A 16654-nucleotide genomic window follows, 5' to 3' on the forward strand; every position below is an offset into this window, starting at 1 on the left:
ACGATTAATTTTTATCAACAGTACCTCCACCTGCATAATGAAGGTTAGGGAGGTTTTATTTACAAGGACACCCTTAATGAAACACGTCATTCCCTTCGCATTATTATTTTGTAGCGCCAGCGCCTTTGCCAGCGATGGTACTGTCACCTTTAGCGGAACCATTACGGACACCGCATGCACCATTTCGGCATCAGATGTCACCGTTGATTTTGGAACCGTTGCTGCCAGTTCATTTAAGGCCAAAGGTGATTCCGTAGGGGGGCGTTCGTTCCAGTTAACGCTGGCAAACTGCCCGTATGACAGTGCGACCGTGCGCTTCGATGGCAGCGCTGACCCGGAAGGCAAGCTGTTCCAGATTGACAGCGGAACTGGCAAAGCCAGTGATGTCGCTATTGCTATTTTTGATGCCAATAATTTACAGGTGTTGCCAAATACCCCTTCCAGTTCTTATGCATTATCGAAGACTGCTGCCAATACGCTTAATTTTTCTGCCAAACTGCAATCCACCGCAGATAAGGTAACAGCCGGTGATATTACCTCCACCTCTAATTTCACGATCGTTTATCCATAATATTATGGGCTGGTGATCACCAGCCCTATTATTCAGGTTAATCCGCTCTGGAGAACAATAATTGAAATTATTACGCTCGCTACTGCTGATTATCTGCTGTACCCATCCGACCTGGGCAGGTATTACACTAAGTTCTACTCGTGTTATTTATAATGAATCCGCCAAAGAGGCGGCCATTACAATTGGTATTACGGGTGAAAGTCGCCCTTATCTTGTGCAGTCGTGGCTTGAGAATCGTGAACATAGTGACATTTCAGCGCCATTTGTCATGACCCCTCCTTTATTTAAGCTTATGCCGGATACCAGTTGGCAAATCCGCATGACCAAAATCAATGATGGCCTGCCGCGCGATCGCGAATCGCTATTTTGGCTGAATATTAAAGCCATTCCTGCCTCAGACAGTAATGAACGTAATCGGATGCTGATTGCGACGAAGAGCGTCCTGAAGATGATTTGGCGCCCCTCAACGCTGAATGCGACAGGTGCCGCCGAGGCGGTAAAGCAGGTCACCGCTTCGGGTAATGGGCAAACCCTCACATTGCACAATCCAACGCCTTATTTCATCAATATCGGGACGTTACGCGTTAACGGCCTGCGCATTGATGCTCCCGGATATATTGCGCCTTTGTCCTCACATGCGATTGGCCATACCGCCTCGCACGGGCGTATTGAGCTTCAGGCAATTAATGATTACGGCGGTTTAACGCCAGCCGTCACGCTGAGTTTCTGAACATCAGGACGATACGGACATTGAAGATGAAAGTAAGCAAGCTGGCGCTCCTGCTAACCTGGGGTTGTTCACCGATAGCGGCCCATGCCGATCTCTATTTTGATACCAATGCACTGGATCTCACCGATGAACAAAAGCAGCAGTTAAATCTACAGTCCTTTAGCGATCCTGAAACGGCGTCTGCGGGTACGTGGAATGTTGATGTGCTAATAAATGGCCAGTCGATTGGTCGGCATAGCATCACCTTTGAGGCGTGTGGTAAAGCGCTGTGTGCGCAATACACTCCGTCGATGCTGGCACAATTTGGCATCCGTACTGACCAGTTTCCTTCGCTTGCTGCCCTGGCATCGGATCATGCCCTGACGAACGTCGCGCAATATATCCCACAGGCAACCAGCGTGTTTGATAGCGCAAAGCAGCAGTTGCAGCTTTCGGTGCCGCAAGCGGCATTAAAGCCTATTATCCGTGGGGATATCGCGCCCGAGCAGTGGGACAACGGGCTACCGATGCTTTTCGCCAGCTATAACCTTAACGGCATGGAAGCCCGCTATGATGACGGTAAAGACAGCTCGCAGTATCTCAATCTGCGGAGCGGCGCAAACATGGGGCCGTGGCGGGTTCGTAATTACAGCTATTACACTCATGATAATCATGGCAGTAACGAGTGGAAAAGTATGCAGTCATGGCTTGAGCGGGACGTTCGCGCACTTCGCTCGCGTCTGACCGTAGGGCAGAGTGCGACCACGGCGTTGGTGTTTGACAGCTTCAACTTTAGCGGGCTGATGCTGGCTTCTGATGACGGCATGCTGCCCCAAAGCCAGCAAGGTTTTGCGCCGATAATCAGGGGCATTGCCATGAGTAACGCCCAGGTCGAAGTTCGCCAGAAAGGGAACATTATTTATCAAACCTCGGTCACGCCTGGCGCTTTTGAAATCACCGATCTGTTTCCGACCTCATCAAGCGGGGATCTGGATGTCATCATCCGCGAAGAAGATGGCAGCGTGAGAACCTTTGTCCAGCCGTTCTCTTCCGCGCCCACGATGGTGCGTGAAGGACAATTGAAATATGCGGTCAGCAGCGGGAAATACCGCAGTGAAAATAGTGGCGCATACGAACAGAAATTTGCCCAAAGTGAAATCGTTTACGGTCTGCTGAACGCCACGACCTTGTACGGTGGGATTGTCGGGGCCGAACATTACGCCGCTGCCGCCATTGGTCTGGGCCAGGGGCTGGGTGAATGGGGGGCGATCTCCTTTGATTTCACGCATGCCAGAAGCCGATTTGCTAAAGAGGATGACGCTAAGGGGAATTCGCTACAGTTCCGCTACAGCAAAAACATTACGGCGACCGATACCACCATGACATTGGCTGGCTACCGATACTCCACCGCCGGATATTACAGCTTTGAAGAGGCGAGTGAGGCCTGGCGAGATAGCGGTTCGCGTCAGTACGGTCAACCTAAACAACGCATGCAGCTTTTGTTAAACCAGAATCTGGGTGAGTGGGGCGGCCTGTCGTTGTCCGCTTATCAACAAAACTACTGGCGCGGCAACGGGGGCAAAACGCGCTCGATGACGTTTGGCTATAACGTTAACGTCGCGGGAGTCGGCGTTTCTCTTAGCTATAGCGATAACCAAACCCAGGGTCGCGATGGGCGCGACAAAATTTATTCCATGAATCTATCCGTGCCGCTCAACCGTTGGTTAAGCCCGGGGAATTCGGCGCTTTTAAGCTATAGCCAGACCAAAGCACAAAATGGTCGCTCCCAGAACCAGGCCACCCTCTCGGGCACGGCGCTAAGTGATAACAACCTGAACTACTTGCTGTCGCAAACCTACGCGAAAGACGAACAATCCGGCGCGCGCAACGGCAGTGCTGCCAGCCTTCGCTACACCGGTTCGAAGGGCGTTGCCTCTGCGGGATATTCAACGGAATACGGAAAAAATCGGCGTCTTAACTATGGATTGCAGGGATCGCTTGTGGCGCATCCCTATGGCCTGACGCTTGGTCAGGAACTGCCTGAAGGCGGCGCTAGCGCGCTGGTACATGCCCCGGGAGGCGGGAATCTAAAAGTGAAGAATACCACCGGCGTAACCACCGATAGCTGGGGCAACGCCATTGTGCCGTGGCTGACCGTGTATCAAGAAAACGTGATTCCCATTGACGCACAGAGTGCAGCTGACGACGTTGAAATTGGCAATACTCTTCAGAAAGTCGTGCCCAGCCGCGGTGCGCTGGTATTGGCGGAATTTAAACCCGTGCGCGGTAATCGACTCTACGCTCACCTGCGTTGGCAGGGAAAAAATGTGCCCTATGGCGCGGTGGTGAGTGCTGGAGACAGGCAGACAGGTATCGTCAATGAGCGTGGTGAAGTCTACCTTAGCGGGCTTGAGGACAGTACGACGTTGAATGTCTCCTGGGGAAGTCACCAGCGTTGTCAGGCAGTGGTGAATTTCGCCGGGGTTAAAAAAATTAATGGTATTGCCATCATCAATCTGGAATGCAGAGCGAATTAGGGAGCAATGATGAAATTATCGATCTATTCAGCGGCGCTGACGTTGCTCGTCGCGGCGAGTGGCGCGGCTCAGGCAACCTGCACACTGCAAAACGGCGCGACGGCGGGAAGCGTCTCGGTTTCATTTTCGACAGAAACCTTCGATCCCGGCGCAACCAGTGCTTCGCAGCGGCAAACACGCGCAATAACCAATGCGACGATGGCCTCTGCGATGGGGATTAGTGGTTCTCAGCGGATCATGGCCTGTACCGGTGGGGAAAGCTTTATGATGACGGACAGTTCTTATACCGTCCGTGCCGGCTATTCACCGAATGACACGGGTTATATCGAAACCGGGATCCCGAATCTGTATATGTACATTGTTTATGCTAATGGCACGGCGACCGGGATTCGTTATCCCACCACCGCGGGTGGGAGCTATTCCCGTGCTGCCAGCACCATTAATAGTGGTTCCGGGCGCTGGGCAGACATCGGTAATGCGACGGTATATTTGTATCAGACGGGAAAAATATCACAGGGAGGCGTTGTTCCTGCAGGAGTATTAACGCGTTGGCGAACTTCTGATGGCGTCAATATGGTGGATATTATGCTTAATAGTTTTGTCGTAAATGTCAAAAGCTGCGAGTTGACCAATAAAACACCTTCTGTACCTTTAGGCGAAGTACACGTGTCGCATTTTACCGGCGTGGGTAGCTATGCTGGCAGCACCGGTTTTACTCTCGGTATGAATTGTGACTCAAGTATTAAACCGACGGTGACATTTACGGGCACCTCGGTTTCAACGGGGAATATTTTGCCGCTGAACAATCCCGACGCCGATACCACGGCTAAAGGCATTGGCGTCGAACTCCTTTATGGACAAAAGGGCGTCACGTTAGGCGAAGCCCTCTCTTTGGGGACAACCACCAGCGGGATTAATAATTACAGTTTTACGGCCCGCTATGTGCAAACAGAAAGCAGTATTCAAGCAGGTGTTGCAGAGGCGACGGCGAACTTCACCATTAATTATGAGTAATACATATATTGTATGCTACAGGAAAAACCGTACTGTCAGAACGAATGTCATCATTAAATTCAGTATAATTAGCACGTAAAGCGTGTGCCGCAAATTGGGCAAACGCTCCCAGAGAGTCCGCTTTGATTTTATTTTTTCTGCACTATGCGGACTATCTTCTGTTTTTACCGGCTCCACCACAACCTGCGGACAAAGCTGGAACCCCATTCGTGGAATAGTAATGATAGCCTCTTTATTGATACCGGCCTTACTTAGCCTGGTGCGTAGCTGATAAATATGCTGATGAATCGTATTGTGATTTGTCCACTTCCCTCGTTCACCCCAAATCTGATGGCTAATAAAGGGGTAGTCACATATTTTACCCTGCTGTGCTATGAGTAGTCTTAAACAATGACTTGCGGGTTTGCTTAAAGGGATTTTTTGAGTAAAACAGAGTGATGACGATAACATTCCCGCCGCAGTGTCAAAATAAACATGATTATTTAACAAATATAGACGTTCCATGTAATACCTTATAGTTACGCCTGCTGATAAGTTATTAAATTATATACAAATTGAATGGGATCTCAGGGTGATTTTAACAAATTTACGCTCCCTATATTCTTATATAGAAAGGGCGCGTATTGATGACAAAAATAAACAACACGTGTCTTGTGCCGTCGGGTTAATCATCTCCAGCATGGATTCACCACCGGTTTTTTTAACCGTGGCACGCACGGGGTGGTGGCGTTGCCTTATCCGGCAGAGTTCAGGGGAATTGTAGGCCTGATAAGCGTAGCGCCATCAGGCATAATCCCGGCACATTGCCGGATGGCGGCGTTGCCTTATCCGGCCTACGACGCGCGGCATCAGGCATAACCTCCGCACAATGCCGGATGGCGGCGTTGCCTTATCCGGCCTACGCCGTGCGCCATGAGGCATAACCCCGCACGTTGCTGGGCGTTGCTTTATTGCACGCCAGGACTATTTATTGAGGGCAATAAACTCATGCAGCAACGCGGTCAATTGCCGCATTTTTTCCGGCGTAAAATGCTGCTCAATTTGCTGATAAGCTTCCTCAACCTTCGCCTGCGCGCGCTCGTAGAGCGCGTATCCCTCTTTGGTTAACGACACATACAGCTTGCGCTGATCGTTAACGGGTTTTAACCGTAGCACCAGTCCGTCACGCTCCATGCGGGTCAGGATCCCGGTCAGGCTGGGACGCAAAATACAGGTGGCGGCGGCGAGATCGTGAAAATCCATCGAAGGGTTATCCACCAGAACGCGAATAATTCGCCACTGCTGCTCCGTCAGGTTGTGCTGTTTCACAATTGGGCGGAAATAGCTCATTGCCGCTTCACGCGCCTGCATCAGCGCAATGGTCAACGAATCATGCATCATGCCTCCCGTAAATTCTTATCGTTAATATATGAACAATATAGCAATGTTGCTTTTAGCAACAGCGCATTTTTAGCGGCATGAGTAGAAGAAATCCTCGTATTGTTTTTAATGTATTGATAATTAAGAACTATATTTTTACTGTGTAAATTTTTTGTTAATTAAGTCACAAATAATCTACTTGTGTTTGCTAAATGAGCAGCTGAAGCATAAAACAGATCGTTAACATGTTAATGAAAAGGTTTTTGCTAAGGAGCTGTTCATGAAAAGTACTGTTTTCGCCGTGGCGCTCAACCACCGCAGCCAGCTTGAGGCGTGGCGCGAGGCATTTCGGCAGCCTCCGTACAAGGCGCTGCCTAAAACGGCAGTCTGGTTTATCAAACCGCACAACACCGTGCGCCGCAGCGGTGAACCGATTCCCTATCCACAGGGGGAAACGGTGCTAAGCGGCGGCACGGTAGCGCTGGTGGTCGGGAAAACGGCGAGTAAGGTACGTGTTGAAGAGGCGGCAGACTATATCGCCGGATATGCGTTGGCGAACGAAGTGAGTCTCCCAGAAGACAGCTTTTATCGCCCGGCGATTAAAGCCAAATGCCGCGACGGTTTTTGCCCGCTGGGTGAGGTGGTGGCGCGTGAAAACGTTGATAACCTCACCATTATTACCGAAATCAACGGCCGACAGGCTGACAGCTGGAATACCGCCGACCTGCAACGCAGCGCTGCGGAATTACTCTGCGCGTTAAGTGAATTTGCCACCCTGCAACCGGGCGATGCCATTCTTATCGGTACGCCACACTCACGCGTTACGCTGCAACCAGGCGATCGCGTCCGCATTCTGGCCGACGGTTTTTCGCCTCTGGAAAACCCGGTGGTGGCAGAAAATGAAGTCGCTACCGTTGCCCATTCGCCTTCCCACCCCACGCTTTTTGCCCTCGGCCTGAACTACGCCGACCACGCCAGCGAACTGGAATTTAAGCCACCGGAAGAACCTCTGGTGTTCATTAAAGCGCCCAACACGATAACCGGCGATGGTCAAACTTCCGTACGTCCAAATAACGTGGAATACATGCACTATGAGGCGGAGCTGGTGGTGGTTATCGGTAAAACCGCGCGTCACGTTAGCGAAGCCAACGCCATGGACTTTGTGGCGGGTTATACCGTCTGTAACGACTACGCCATTCGGGATTACCTGGAAAACTACTACCGCCCAAACCTGCGGGTAAAAAGCCGCGATGGGCTCACCCCGATTTCTCCCCACGTCGTGCCGAAAGAGTCCATCCCGGACCCGCACAATCTTGCGTTACGCACCTACGTCAACGGTGAGCTACGCCAGCAGGGCACGACCGCCGACCTGATCTTCAGCATTCCCTTTTTGATTGCCTACCTCAGCGAATTTATGACGCTCCAGCCGGGCGACATGATTGCCACCGGTACGCCAAAAGGGCTGTCCGACGTGGCGCCGGGCGATGAAGTGGTGGTGGAAGTGGAGGGCGTGGGGCGCCTGGTAAATCGGATTGTCAGTGAGGAAAGTGCGAAATGAAAAAGATTAACCATTGGATTAACGGTAAAAACGTCGCGGGCAGCGACTATTTCCACACCACCAACCCGGCAACCGGTGAGGTGCTGGCGGAAGTGGCATCCGGCGGAGAAGCCGAAGTGAATCAGGCGGTGGCGGCGGCAAAAGAGGCCTTCCCGAAGTGGGCTAACCTGCCGATGAAAGAGCGCGCGCGCCTGATGCGCCGTCTGGGTGATTTGATTGACCAGAACGTGCCGGAAATTGCGGCGATGGAGACCGCCGACACCGGCCTGCCGATTCATCAGACCAAAAACGTGCTGATCCCCCGCGCGTCCCACAACTTCGAATTCTTTGCCGAAGTGTGCCAGCAGATGAACGGTAAAACCTATCCGGTTGACGACAAAATGCTCAACTACACCCTGGTGCAGCCGGTTGGCGTATGTGCGCTGGTGTCGCCGTGGAACGTGCCGTTTATGACCGCGACCTGGAAGGTTGCTCCCTGTCTGGCGCTGGGCAACACCGCGGTGCTGAAGATGTCTGAACTGTCGCCGCTGACCGCCGACCGTCTGGGCGAGCTGGCGCTGGAAGCCGGTATCCCGGCGGGCGTGCTGAACGTGGTGCAAGGCTACGGTGCCAGCGCCGGAGATGCGCTGGTGCGCCATCATGACGTGCGCGCCGTCTCCTTTACCGGCGGCACCGCCACCGGGCGCAACATCATGAAAAACGCCGGGCTGAAAAAGTACTCCATGGAGCTGGGCGGCAAATCGCCGGTACTGATTTTTGAAGATGCCGACATTGAACGCGCGCTCGATGCCGCCTTGTTCACCATCTTCTCGATTAACGGTGAACGCTGCACCGCCGGATCGCGCATCTTTATCCAGCAGAGTATTTATCCCGAGTTCGTTAAACGCTTCGCCGAGCGCGCGAACCGCCTGCGCGTAGGCGACCCGACCGATCCCAACACCCAGGTGGGCGCGCTGATTAGCAAGCCGCATTGGGAAAAAGTCTCCGGCTATATCCGTCTCGGTATTGAAGAGGGCGCGACCCTGCTGGCGGGCGGCGCGGAGAAGCCGACCGATTTACCTGCCCATCTGCGAAACGGCAACTTCCTGCGCCCCACGGTGCTGGCGGACGTGGATAACCGTATGCGTGTGGCGCAAGAGGAGATTTTCGGCCCGGTGGCCTGTCTTATTCCATTTAAAGACGAAGCGGAAGGGCTACGACTCGCTAACGATATTGAGTACGGTCTGGCTTCCTATATCTGGACTCAGGACATCAGCAAAGTGCTGCGCCTGGCGCGTGGGATTGAGGCCGGCATGGTGTTCGTCAACACCCAGAACGTGCGCGACCTGCGCCAGCCGTTCGGCGGCGTGAAAGCCTCCGGTACCGGACGTGAAGGTGGTGAATACAGTTTTGAAGTGTTCGCTGAGATGAAGAACGTCTGTATTTCGATGGGCGACCATCCGATCCCGAAATGGGGAGTGTGAAATGGGTAAGTTAGCGTTAGCAGCAAAAATCACGCATGTACCTTCAATGTATCTCTCAGAAATTCCTGGGAAAAACTTTGGCTGCCGTCAGGCGGCGATTGATGGACATATCGAAATTGGCAAACGCTGCCGCGAGCTGGGCGTCGACACCATTATCGTCTTTGACACCCACTGGCTGGTGAACAGCGCCTACCACATCAACTGTGCGGACAGCTTCAAGGGCATTTATACCAGCAACGAACTGCCGCATTTTATCCGCGACATGACCTATGACTATGACGGCAACCCGGAGCTGGGACATTTAATTGCTGATGAAGCGGTAAAGCTCGGCGTGCGCGCCAAAGCGCACAATATCCCTAGCCTTAAGCTGGAGTACGGCACGCTGGTGCCAATGCGCTATATGAACAGCGACAAGCATTTTAAAGTGGTGTCGATTTCCGCCTTCTGCACGGTGCACGATTTTGCCGATAGCCGCCGGTTGGGTGAGGCCATTTTGAAAGCCATTGAAAACTACGACGGCACCGTTGCGGTGTTCGCCAGCGGCTCGCTATCGCATCGCTTTATCGACGACCAGCGGGCGGAAGAGGGGATGAACAGCTACACCCGCGAGTTCGATCATCAGATGGATGAGCGGGTGGTCAAATTGTGGCGTGAAGGCAAGTTTAAGGAGTTTTGCACCATGCTGCCGGAGTATGCCGACTACTGCTACGGCGAAGGCAATATGCACGACACCGTCATGCTACTGGGCATGCTGGGCTGGGATAAATACGACGGCAAGGTGGAGTTTGTCACCGACCTGTTCGCCAGTTCCGGTACGGGCCAAGTGAATGCCGTTTTCCCGCTGCCAGCTTGAGGAAAAACCATGCCGCATTTTATTGCTGAATGTACCGACAATATCCGTGAACAGGCTGACTTACCCGGCTTGTTTGGCAAAGTGAACGCCGCGTTAGCCGCCACGGGGATTTTCCCGCTGGGCGGCATCCGTAGCCGCGCGCACTGGCTGGAAACCTGGCAGATGGCCGACGGCCAGCATGATTATGCTTTTGTGCATATGACGCTGAAAATCGGCAGCGGGCGCAGCCTGGAGAGCCGTCAGGAAGTGGCGGAAATGTTGTTTGAGCTTATCAAAAAACACTTTGCCGCGCTGATGGATAGCCGCTATCTGGCGTTGTCATTTGAGCTTGCCGAACTGCATCCAACGCTCAATTACAAACAGAACAACGTGCACGCGTTGTTTAAGTAAAACATCGGCACGGTCAGTCCCCTCGCCCCTTTGGGGAGAGGGTTAGGGTGAGGGGGAGACTTCTGCGGGCTAATGCCCTCACCCCGGCCCTCTCCCACGGGGAGAGGGAGAAAACACGCGCTCGGTCAGTCCCCTCGCCCCTTTGGGGAGAGGGTTAGGGTGAGGGGGGACCTCTGCGGCCTGATGCCCTCACCCCGGCCCTCTCCCACGGGGAGAGGGAGAAAACAATGTCACAGGAATCTCTATGCTCGATAAACAGACTCATACCCTGATTGCCCAGCGGCTCAATCAGGCCGAAAAGCAGCGCGAGCAGATCCGCGCCGTGTCGCTGGATTATCCGTCCATCACCATTGAAGACGCCTACGCCATCCAGCGCGAATGGGTCGCGATGAAGCTTGCCGAAGGCCGCACGCTGAAAGGCCACAAAATTGGCCTGACCTCCAAAGCAATGCAGGCCAGCTCGCAGATTAGCGAACCGGACTACGGCGCGTTGCTTGACGATATGTTTTTCCACGACGGCGGCGATATTCCCACCGACCGTTTTATCGTTCCCCGCATTGAAGTCGAGCTGGCATTCGTGCTGGCCAAACCGCTGCGCGGCCCCAACTGCACGCTGTTCGATGTTTACAACGCGACCGACTACGTGATCCCAGCGCTAGAGCTCATTGATGCTCGCAGCCACAACGTCGACCCGGAAACCCAGCGCCCGCGCAAGGTATTCGACACCATCTCGGATAACGCGGCGAATGCCGGAGTGATCCTCGGCGGTCGGCCCATCAAGCCCGATGAACTGGATTTACGCTGGATCTCCGCGCTGCTCTACCGCAACGGCGTGATTGAAGAAACCGGCGTGGCGGCAGGCGTGCTGAACCATCCGGCGAATGGCGTCGCGTGGCTGGCGAATAAGCTTGCGCCCTACGACGTCCAGCTTGAAGCCGGGCAGATTATTCTCGGCGGCTCGTTCACCCGCCCGGTTCCGGCGCGCAAGGGCGATACCTTCCACGTCGACTACGGCAATATGGGCGCCATCAGCTGCCGGTTTGTTTAGGAGATAACCGAATGATTAACAACAGTTTTAAAGATGCGCTGAAGGCCGGGCATCCACAGATTGGACTATGGCTTGGGCTGTCCAGCAGCTACAGCGCCGAGCTATTAGCGGGGGCCGGATTCGACTGGCTGCTGATTGATGGCGAACATGCGCCGAATAACGTGCAGACCGTGCTGACCCAGCTCCAGGCGATTGCGCCGTACCCGAGCCAGCCAGTCGTGCGGCCGTCGTGGAATGACGCGGTGCAGATTAAGCAGCTATTGGATGTGGGCACGCAAACTCTGCTGGTGCCGATGGTGCAGAACGCCGATGAGGCGCGGGCCGCGGTGGCGGCAACGCGGTATCCACCGCAGGGCGTGCGCGGCGTCGGCAGCGCGCTGGCGCGAGCGTCGCGCTGGAATCGCATCCCGGACTATCTCCACCAGGCCAATCAAGCGATGTGCGTGCTGGTACAGATCGAAACCCGGGAAGCGATGAGCAATCTGGCGCAGATCCTTGACGTCGATGGCGTAGACGGCGTGTTTATCGGCCCGGCGGATCTCAGCGCGGATATGGGCTTCGCCGGTAATCCACAGCACCCGGAAGTGCAGGCGGCGATTGAAAGCGCCATCGTGCAGATTCGTGCGGCGGGGAAAGCGCCGGGGATCCTGATGGCGAATGAAGCGCTGGCGAAACGCTATCTGGAACTGGGCGCGCTGTTTGTCGCGGTGGGTGTGGATACCACGCTGCTGGCCCGCGGTGCAGAAGCGCTGGCGGCACGATTTGGCGCGGAGAAAACCGCGCAGGGTTCTTCTGGCGTGTATTAACTCCTGCCGGATGGCGCTGCGCTTATCCGGCCTACGGTAGGCCCGGCAAGCGAAGCGCGCCGGGCAAACCTGCTTCACCCTACAAAACTTCCCATCAGAGGAAAGGACAATGAGCGATACATCATCTGCTATCCCCGAACAGCAAAACCCCGCCGAACAGCATAAGCAGCTGACGGCGGGCCAGCAGTCGGTTATCAACAAGCTGTTTCGCCGCCTGGTGTTGTTCTTGTTTGTACTGTTTATTTTCTCGTTTCTGGATCGCATCAACATCGGCTTTGCCGGGCTGACGATGGGGGCCGATCTCGGCCTCAGCGCCACGATGTTCGGCCTCGCCACGACGCTGTTCTACGCCACCTACGTTATTTTCGGTATTCCCAGCAACGTGATGCTCAGCATTGTCGGCGCGCGGCGCTGGATTGCGACCATCATGGTGCTATGGGGGATTGCGTCTACCGCCACCATGTTCGCCGTCGGCCCCAAAAGCCTGTACGTGCTGCGTATGCTGGTGGGCATTACCGAAGCCGGATTCCTGCCCGGTATTCTGGTCTATTTAACTTACTGGTTTCCGGCCTTCTTCCGCGCCCGCGCCAATGCGCTGTTTATGATAGCCATGCCGGTAACGACCGCGCTGGGATCGATTGTCTCCGGCTACATCTTATCGATGGACGGCATTCAGAATTTGCACGGTTGGCAGTGGTTGTTCCTGCTGGAAGGCTTCCCGGCGGTACTGCTTGGGATCATGGTCTGGTACTGGCTCGACGACTCACCGGCGAAAGCCAAATGGCTGACCGCCGAGGATAAGCAGTGTTTACAGGAGATGATGGACAACGACCGCCTGAAGCTGGTGCAGCCGGAAGGCGCCATCAGCCACCATGCGATGCAGCAGCGTAGCCTGTGGCGCGAAGTGTTCACGCCGATTGTCATCATGTACACGCTGGCCTATTTCTGCCTGACCAACACGCTCAGCGCCATCAGCATCTGGACGCCGCAGATCTTAAAGAGTTTTAACGAAGGCAGCAGCAATATCACTATCGGCCTGCTGGCCGCCGTGCCGCAGATTTGTACCATTCTGGGGATGATTTACTGGAGCCGTCGTTCCGATAAATATCAGGAGCGCAAGCACCACACGGCGCTGCCGTTCCTGTTTGCCGCAGCGGGCTGGCTGTTGGCTTCGGCGACCGATCATAGCCTGATTCAACTGCTGGGGATCGTGATGGCGTCGACCGGTTCATTTAGCGCAATGGCGATCTTCTGGACCACACCGGATCAGTCGATAAGTCTGCGCGCTCGCGCGATCGGTATTGCGGTGATCAATGCGACCGGCAATATCGGATCGGCCCTGAGCCCGTTTATGATCGGCTGGCTCAAGGATGTGACCGGCAGCTTTAACAGCGGCCTGTGGTTTGTCGCTGGATTGCTGGTGGTAGGGGCGGTGATTGTCTGGCTGATCCCGATGAAATCGTCTCGTCCGCGGGCGACGCCGTAGGGGGGAGTATGTGCCAGCAGACGATTACCAATATCGATATCAGCACCGAGTATGTCGAGAGTCTTGGCAGCAAAGACGTTCATTATCAGTCTTTTGCCAGAATGGCGGACTTTTTTGGTCGTGATATGCAGGCGCATCGCCACGATCAGTTTTTCCAGATGCACTTTCTTGATACCGGGCAGATTGAGCTCCAGCTTGATGACCATCGCTATTCGGTGCAGGCGCCGCTGTTCGTGCTGACGCCACCGTCGGTGCCGCATGCGTTTATTACCGAATCGGACAGTGACGGGCACGTACTGACGGTCAGAGAAGAGCTGATCTGGCCGTTGCTGGAGGTGCTGTATCCCGGCACCCGGGAGGCGTTCGGTCTGCCGGGCATGTGTTTATCATTGGCGGATAAACCGGACGAACTGGGGGCGCTGGCGCACTACTGGCGCTTAATCCAGCGCGAATCCACCTCGCAACTGGCAGGGCGTGAGCATACGCTGGTGCTGCTGGCACAGGCGGTGTTTACGTTGCTGCTGCGCAACGCGCCGCTCGATGATCCTGCGGGGAGCGGAGTGCGCGGGGAACTGAAGCTGTTCCAGCGCTTTAATCAGATGATCGACAGCCACTACCACCGGCATTTAACGGTGCCGGAATACGCCTGCGAACTCCACCTGACCGAGTCGCGATTGACCGATATTTGCCGCCGTTTTGCCAACCGGCCACCAAAGCGGCTGATTTTTGATCGTCAATTGCGGGAGGCGAAACGGCTACTGCTGTTTTCCGACAGTACGGTGAGTGAGATTGCCTGGCAGTTGGGGTTTAAAGACCCGGCCTATTTTGCCCGCTTTTTTAATCGCTTAGTGGGATGTTCGCCGAGTACGTTTCGCGCGCAGAAAGTACCGGTGTCGTAGATGCCCCCTCACCCTAACCCTCTCCCCAGAGGGGAGAGGGGACCGACCTGTGCGGTTTTACCCGCAGCGCCGTTCTGGTTTTCTCCCTCTCCCCAGCGGGGAGAGGGAACCGACCGTGCGGTGGGCATATTGGGTTTTCTCCCTCGCCCCTTTGGGGAGAGGGCCGGGGTGAGGGGAAAACACGCACCAAACCCTATGTAGCCCGGCCAAGCGAAGCGCCGCCGGGAGCGGCACCAAACCCAACCCAGATCACATAACTCAACCCCGCCCGAAAAGTACCCGCCGTTGACCCAAAAGTCTCTTCACCGATTTCGCTTTAAACGCTTCAATTACGAAACAAGAACAAAACATAAATTTAACAATTACAAATCCGATAAATACTGGAGAGACCCTCATGAAACCTGAAGATTTCCGTGCAGACACCAAGCGCCCGTTAACCGGTGAAGAGTATCTGAAAAGCTTACAGGATGGCCGTGAGATCTATATCTACGGTGAACGCGTCAAAGACGTGACCACCCATCCGGCGTTCCGCAACGCGGCGGCTTCCGTCGGCCAGCTTTACGACGCGCTGCACAAACCGGAAATGCAGGACAAACTGTGCTGGAACACCGATACCGGCAGCGGTGGCTACACCCACAAATTCTTCCGCGTGGCGAAAAGTGCCGACGACCTCCGCCAGCAGCGCGACGCCATCGCCGAGTGGTCGCGCCTCTCCTACGGTTGGATGGGACGCACGCCGGACTATAAAGCCGCATTCGGCAGCGCGCTGGGAGCCAACCCGGCTTTCTACGGTCAGTTTGAGCAGAACGCTCGCCACTGGTACTCGCGTATTCAGGAAACCGGCCTGTACTTCAACCACGCTATCGTCAACCCTCCTATCGACCGCCACAAACCCGCTGATGAAGTGAAAGACGTCTACATCAAGCTGGAAAAGGAAACCGATGCCGGGATTATCGTTAGCGGTGCGAAAGTAGTGGCGACCAACTCGGCGCTGACCCACTACAACATGATTGGTTTTGGTTCCGCGCAGGTGATGGGTGAAAACCCGGACTTTGCGTTGATGTTCGTCGCCCCGATGGATGCCGAGGGCGTGAAGCTGATTTCCCGCGCGTCTTACGAGCTGGTGGCGGGGGCGACCGGATCGCCTTACGACTATCCGCTCTCCAGCCGCTTCGACGAGAACGATGCGATCCTGGTAATGGATAAAGTGCTGATCCCGTGGGAAAACGTGCTGATTTATCGCGATTTCGATCGCTGTCGTCGCTGGACGATGGAAGGCGGTTTTGCCCGTATGTACCCGCTACAGGCGTGCGTGCGTCTGGCGGTGAAGCTCGATTTTATCACCGGATTGTTGAAGAAATCGCTGGAGTGCACCGGCACTTCTGAGTTCCGCGGCGTGCAGGCGGATCTCGGTGAAGTGGTGGCCTGGCGCAACATGTTCTGGGCGCTGAGTGACTCAATGTGCTCGGAAGCCACGCCGTGGGTTAACGGGGCGTATTTGCCGGATCATGCCGCGCTGCAAACCTACCGCGTGATGGCGCCGATGGCCTACGCCAAGATCAAAAATATTATCGAGCGCAACGTCACCAGCGGCCTGATCTACCTGCCGTCGAGCGCCCGCGATCTGAATAATCCGCAGATCGACCAGTACCTGGCGAAATATGTGCGCGGCTCCAACGGCATGGATCACGTTGAACGTATCAAGATCTTAAAGCTGATGTGGGATGCGATCGGCAGCGAATTTGGCGGTCGCCATGAGCTGTATGAAATTAACTACTCCGGTAGCCAGGATGAGATCCGCCTGCAATGTCTGCGTCAGGCGCAAACCTCCGGCAACATGGACAAAATGATGGCGATGGTCGATCGCTGCCTGTCTGAATACGACCAGAACGGCTGGACGGTGCCGCACCTGCACAACAACGCCGATATTAATCTGCTGGATAAGCTGCTGAAGTAATACG

Annotated in this window: 15 protein-coding genes; 13 read left to right on the forward strand and 2 right to left on the reverse strand. The window is 54.8% G+C overall.

The genetic code is table 11. The annotated features are described in order from the left end of the window. The first annotated feature begins 76 nt into the window (after nucleotides 1–76). From ACIPDS_RS11945 to ACIPDS_RS11960, 4 genes are all read left to right on the forward strand, one after another. Nucleotides 77–571, forward strand: a complete 495-nt coding sequence (locus tag ACIPDS_RS11945; RefSeq protein ID WP_400735811.1) for a fimbrial protein — start codon at nucleotides 77–79, stop codon at nucleotides 569–571. A gap of 61 nt (nucleotides 572–632) precedes the next feature. After that, nucleotides 633–1301 (forward strand): molecular chaperone, encoded by a 669-nt coding sequence (locus tag ACIPDS_RS11950; RefSeq protein WP_400735814.1) that lies wholly within the window; start codon nucleotides 633–635, stop codon nucleotides 1299–1301. A 26-nt stretch (nucleotides 1302–1327) separates the two neighbouring features. Next, a complete protein-coding gene (locus ACIPDS_RS11955; protein ID WP_400735816.1) occupies nucleotides 1328–3817 on the forward strand; it encodes a fimbria/pilus outer membrane usher protein in 2490 nt (829 codons plus the stop codon). Between the two features lie 6 nt (nucleotides 3818–3823). Next, complete coding sequence (locus ACIPDS_RS11960; RefSeq protein ID WP_400735819.1) at nucleotides 3824–4831, forward strand: fimbrial protein; 1008 nt, start codon at nucleotides 3824–3826, stop codon at nucleotides 4829–4831. Nucleotides 4832–4846: 15 nt separating this feature from the next. Here ACIPDS_RS11960 and ACIPDS_RS11965 read toward each other — a convergent pair whose 3' ends face one another. Beyond that, a complete protein-coding gene (locus ACIPDS_RS11965) occupies nucleotides 4847–5335 on the reverse strand; it encodes a transcriptional regulator (RefSeq protein WP_400735822.1) in 489 nt (162 codons plus the stop codon). Nucleotides 5336–5794: 459 nt separating this feature from the next. After that, the gene (hpaR, locus tag ACIPDS_RS11970) at nucleotides 5795–6208 is read right to left on the reverse strand and encodes a homoprotocatechuate degradation operon regulator HpaR (RefSeq protein WP_400736724.1); all 414 of its coding nucleotides are present in this window, start codon (nucleotides 6206–6208) and stop codon (nucleotides 5795–5797) included. Nucleotides 6209–6470: 262 nt separating this feature from the next. Between hpaR and hpaG the strand changes: the two genes are divergently transcribed. The 9 genes from hpaG to hpaB all read left to right on the forward strand — a co-directional run bounded on the left by hpaG (nucleotide 6471) and on the right by hpaB (nucleotide 16650). Continuing rightward, on the forward strand, nucleotides 6471–7748 hold the full coding sequence (gene hpaG / locus ACIPDS_RS11975) for a 4-hydroxyphenylacetate degradation bifunctional isomerase/decarboxylase (protein WP_400735825.1): 1278 nt from the start codon (nucleotides 6471–6473) through the stop codon (nucleotides 7746–7748). Continuing rightward, a complete protein-coding gene (hpaE, locus tag ACIPDS_RS11980) occupies nucleotides 7745–9211 on the forward strand; it encodes a 5-carboxymethyl-2-hydroxymuconate semialdehyde dehydrogenase (RefSeq protein WP_400735828.1) in 1467 nt (488 codons plus the stop codon). Before hpaG ends, hpaE begins: the two co-directional genes overlap by 4 nt. Before the next feature lies 1 nt (nucleotide 9212). Continuing rightward, nucleotides 9213–10064 (forward strand): 3,4-dihydroxyphenylacetate 2,3-dioxygenase, encoded by an 852-nt coding sequence (gene hpaD / locus ACIPDS_RS11985; RefSeq protein ID WP_400735831.1) that lies wholly within the window; start codon nucleotides 9213–9215, stop codon nucleotides 10062–10064. A gap of 9 nt (nucleotides 10065–10073) precedes the next feature. Then, nucleotides 10074–10454 carry a 5-carboxymethyl-2-hydroxymuconate Delta-isomerase gene (locus ACIPDS_RS11990; protein ID WP_400735834.1) on the forward strand — a complete coding sequence of 127 codons (381 nt, stop codon included), beginning with the start codon at nucleotides 10074–10076 and terminating at the stop codon, nucleotides 10452–10454. Nucleotides 10455–10698: 244 nt separating this feature from the next. Further along, nucleotides 10699–11502: a 2-oxo-hept-4-ene-1,7-dioate hydratase gene (gene hpaH, locus ACIPDS_RS11995; protein ID WP_400735837.1), complete on the forward strand. Its 804-nt coding sequence runs from the start codon at nucleotides 10699–10701 to the stop codon at nucleotides 11500–11502. Between the two features lie 14 nt (nucleotides 11503–11516). Continuing rightward, on the forward strand, nucleotides 11517–12308 hold the full coding sequence (gene hpaI / locus ACIPDS_RS12000) for a 4-hydroxy-2-oxoheptanedioate aldolase (protein WP_400736727.1): 792 nt from the start codon (nucleotides 11517–11519) through the stop codon (nucleotides 12306–12308). Between the two features lie 109 nt (nucleotides 12309–12417). Beyond that, entirely contained in the window at nucleotides 12418–13794 is a 1377-nt protein-coding gene (hpaX, locus tag ACIPDS_RS12005; protein ID WP_400735840.1) for a 4-hydroxyphenylacetate permease, read from the forward strand. An 8-nt stretch (nucleotides 13795–13802) separates the two neighbouring features. Next, on the forward strand, nucleotides 13803–14693 hold the full coding sequence (gene hpaA / locus ACIPDS_RS12010; protein ID WP_400735843.1) for a 4-hydroxyphenylacetate catabolism regulatory protein HpaA: 891 nt from the start codon (nucleotides 13803–13805) through the stop codon (nucleotides 14691–14693). A 394-nt stretch (nucleotides 14694–15087) separates the two neighbouring features. Next, a complete protein-coding gene (gene hpaB / locus ACIPDS_RS12015; RefSeq protein ID WP_035896538.1) occupies nucleotides 15088–16650 on the forward strand; it encodes a 4-hydroxyphenylacetate 3-monooxygenase, oxygenase component in 1563 nt (520 codons plus the stop codon). The last annotated feature ends 4 nt before the right edge of the window (nucleotides 16651–16654 follow it).

Origin of the sequence: Kluyvera sp. NPDC087067 (assembly GCF_044745165.1) — a bacterium.
Lineage (GTDB): Bacteria > Pseudomonadota > Gammaproteobacteria > Enterobacterales > Enterobacteriaceae > Kluyvera.

What these genes read in the sequence shown, in the direction of transcription:
- hpaG (WP_400735825.1), top strand. Translation starts at nt 6,471, where the DNA reads ATGAAAAGTACTGTTTTCGCCGTGGCGCTCAACCACCGCAGCCAGCTT.
- ACIPDS_RS11945 (WP_400735811.1), top strand. Translation starts at nt 77, where the DNA reads ATGAAACACGTCATTCCCTTCGCATTATTATTTTGTAGCGCCAGCGCC.
- ACIPDS_RS11960 (WP_400735819.1), top strand. Translation starts at nt 3,824, where the DNA reads ATGATGAAATTATCGATCTATTCAGCGGCGCTGACGTTGCTCGTCGCG.
- hpaD (WP_400735831.1), top strand. Translation starts at nt 9,213, where the DNA reads ATGGGTAAGTTAGCGTTAGCAGCAAAAATCACGCATGTACCTTCAATG.
- hpaH (WP_400735837.1), top strand. Translation starts at nt 10,699, where the DNA reads ATGCTCGATAAACAGACTCATACCCTGATTGCCCAGCGGCTCAATCAG.
- ACIPDS_RS11965 (WP_400735822.1), bottom strand. Translation starts at nt 5,335, where the DNA reads ATGGAACGTCTATATTTGTTAAATAATCATGTTTATTTTGACACTGCG.
- ACIPDS_RS11990 (WP_400735834.1), top strand. Translation starts at nt 10,074, where the DNA reads ATGCCGCATTTTATTGCTGAATGTACCGACAATATCCGTGAACAGGCT.
- hpaR (WP_400736724.1), bottom strand. Translation starts at nt 6,208, where the DNA reads ATGCATGATTCGTTGACCATTGCGCTGATGCAGGCGCGTGAAGCGGCA.
- hpaX (WP_400735840.1), top strand. Translation starts at nt 12,418, where the DNA reads ATGAGCGATACATCATCTGCTATCCCCGAACAGCAAAACCCCGCCGAA.
- hpaA (WP_400735843.1), top strand. Translation starts at nt 13,803, where the DNA reads ATGTGCCAGCAGACGATTACCAATATCGATATCAGCACCGAGTATGTC.
- hpaE (WP_400735828.1), top strand. Translation starts at nt 7,745, where the DNA reads ATGAAAAAGATTAACCATTGGATTAACGGTAAAAACGTCGCGGGCAGC.
- hpaB (WP_035896538.1), top strand. Translation starts at nt 15,088, where the DNA reads ATGAAACCTGAAGATTTCCGTGCAGACACCAAGCGCCCGTTAACCGGT.
- ACIPDS_RS11955 (WP_400735816.1), top strand. Translation starts at nt 1,328, where the DNA reads ATGAAAGTAAGCAAGCTGGCGCTCCTGCTAACCTGGGGTTGTTCACCG.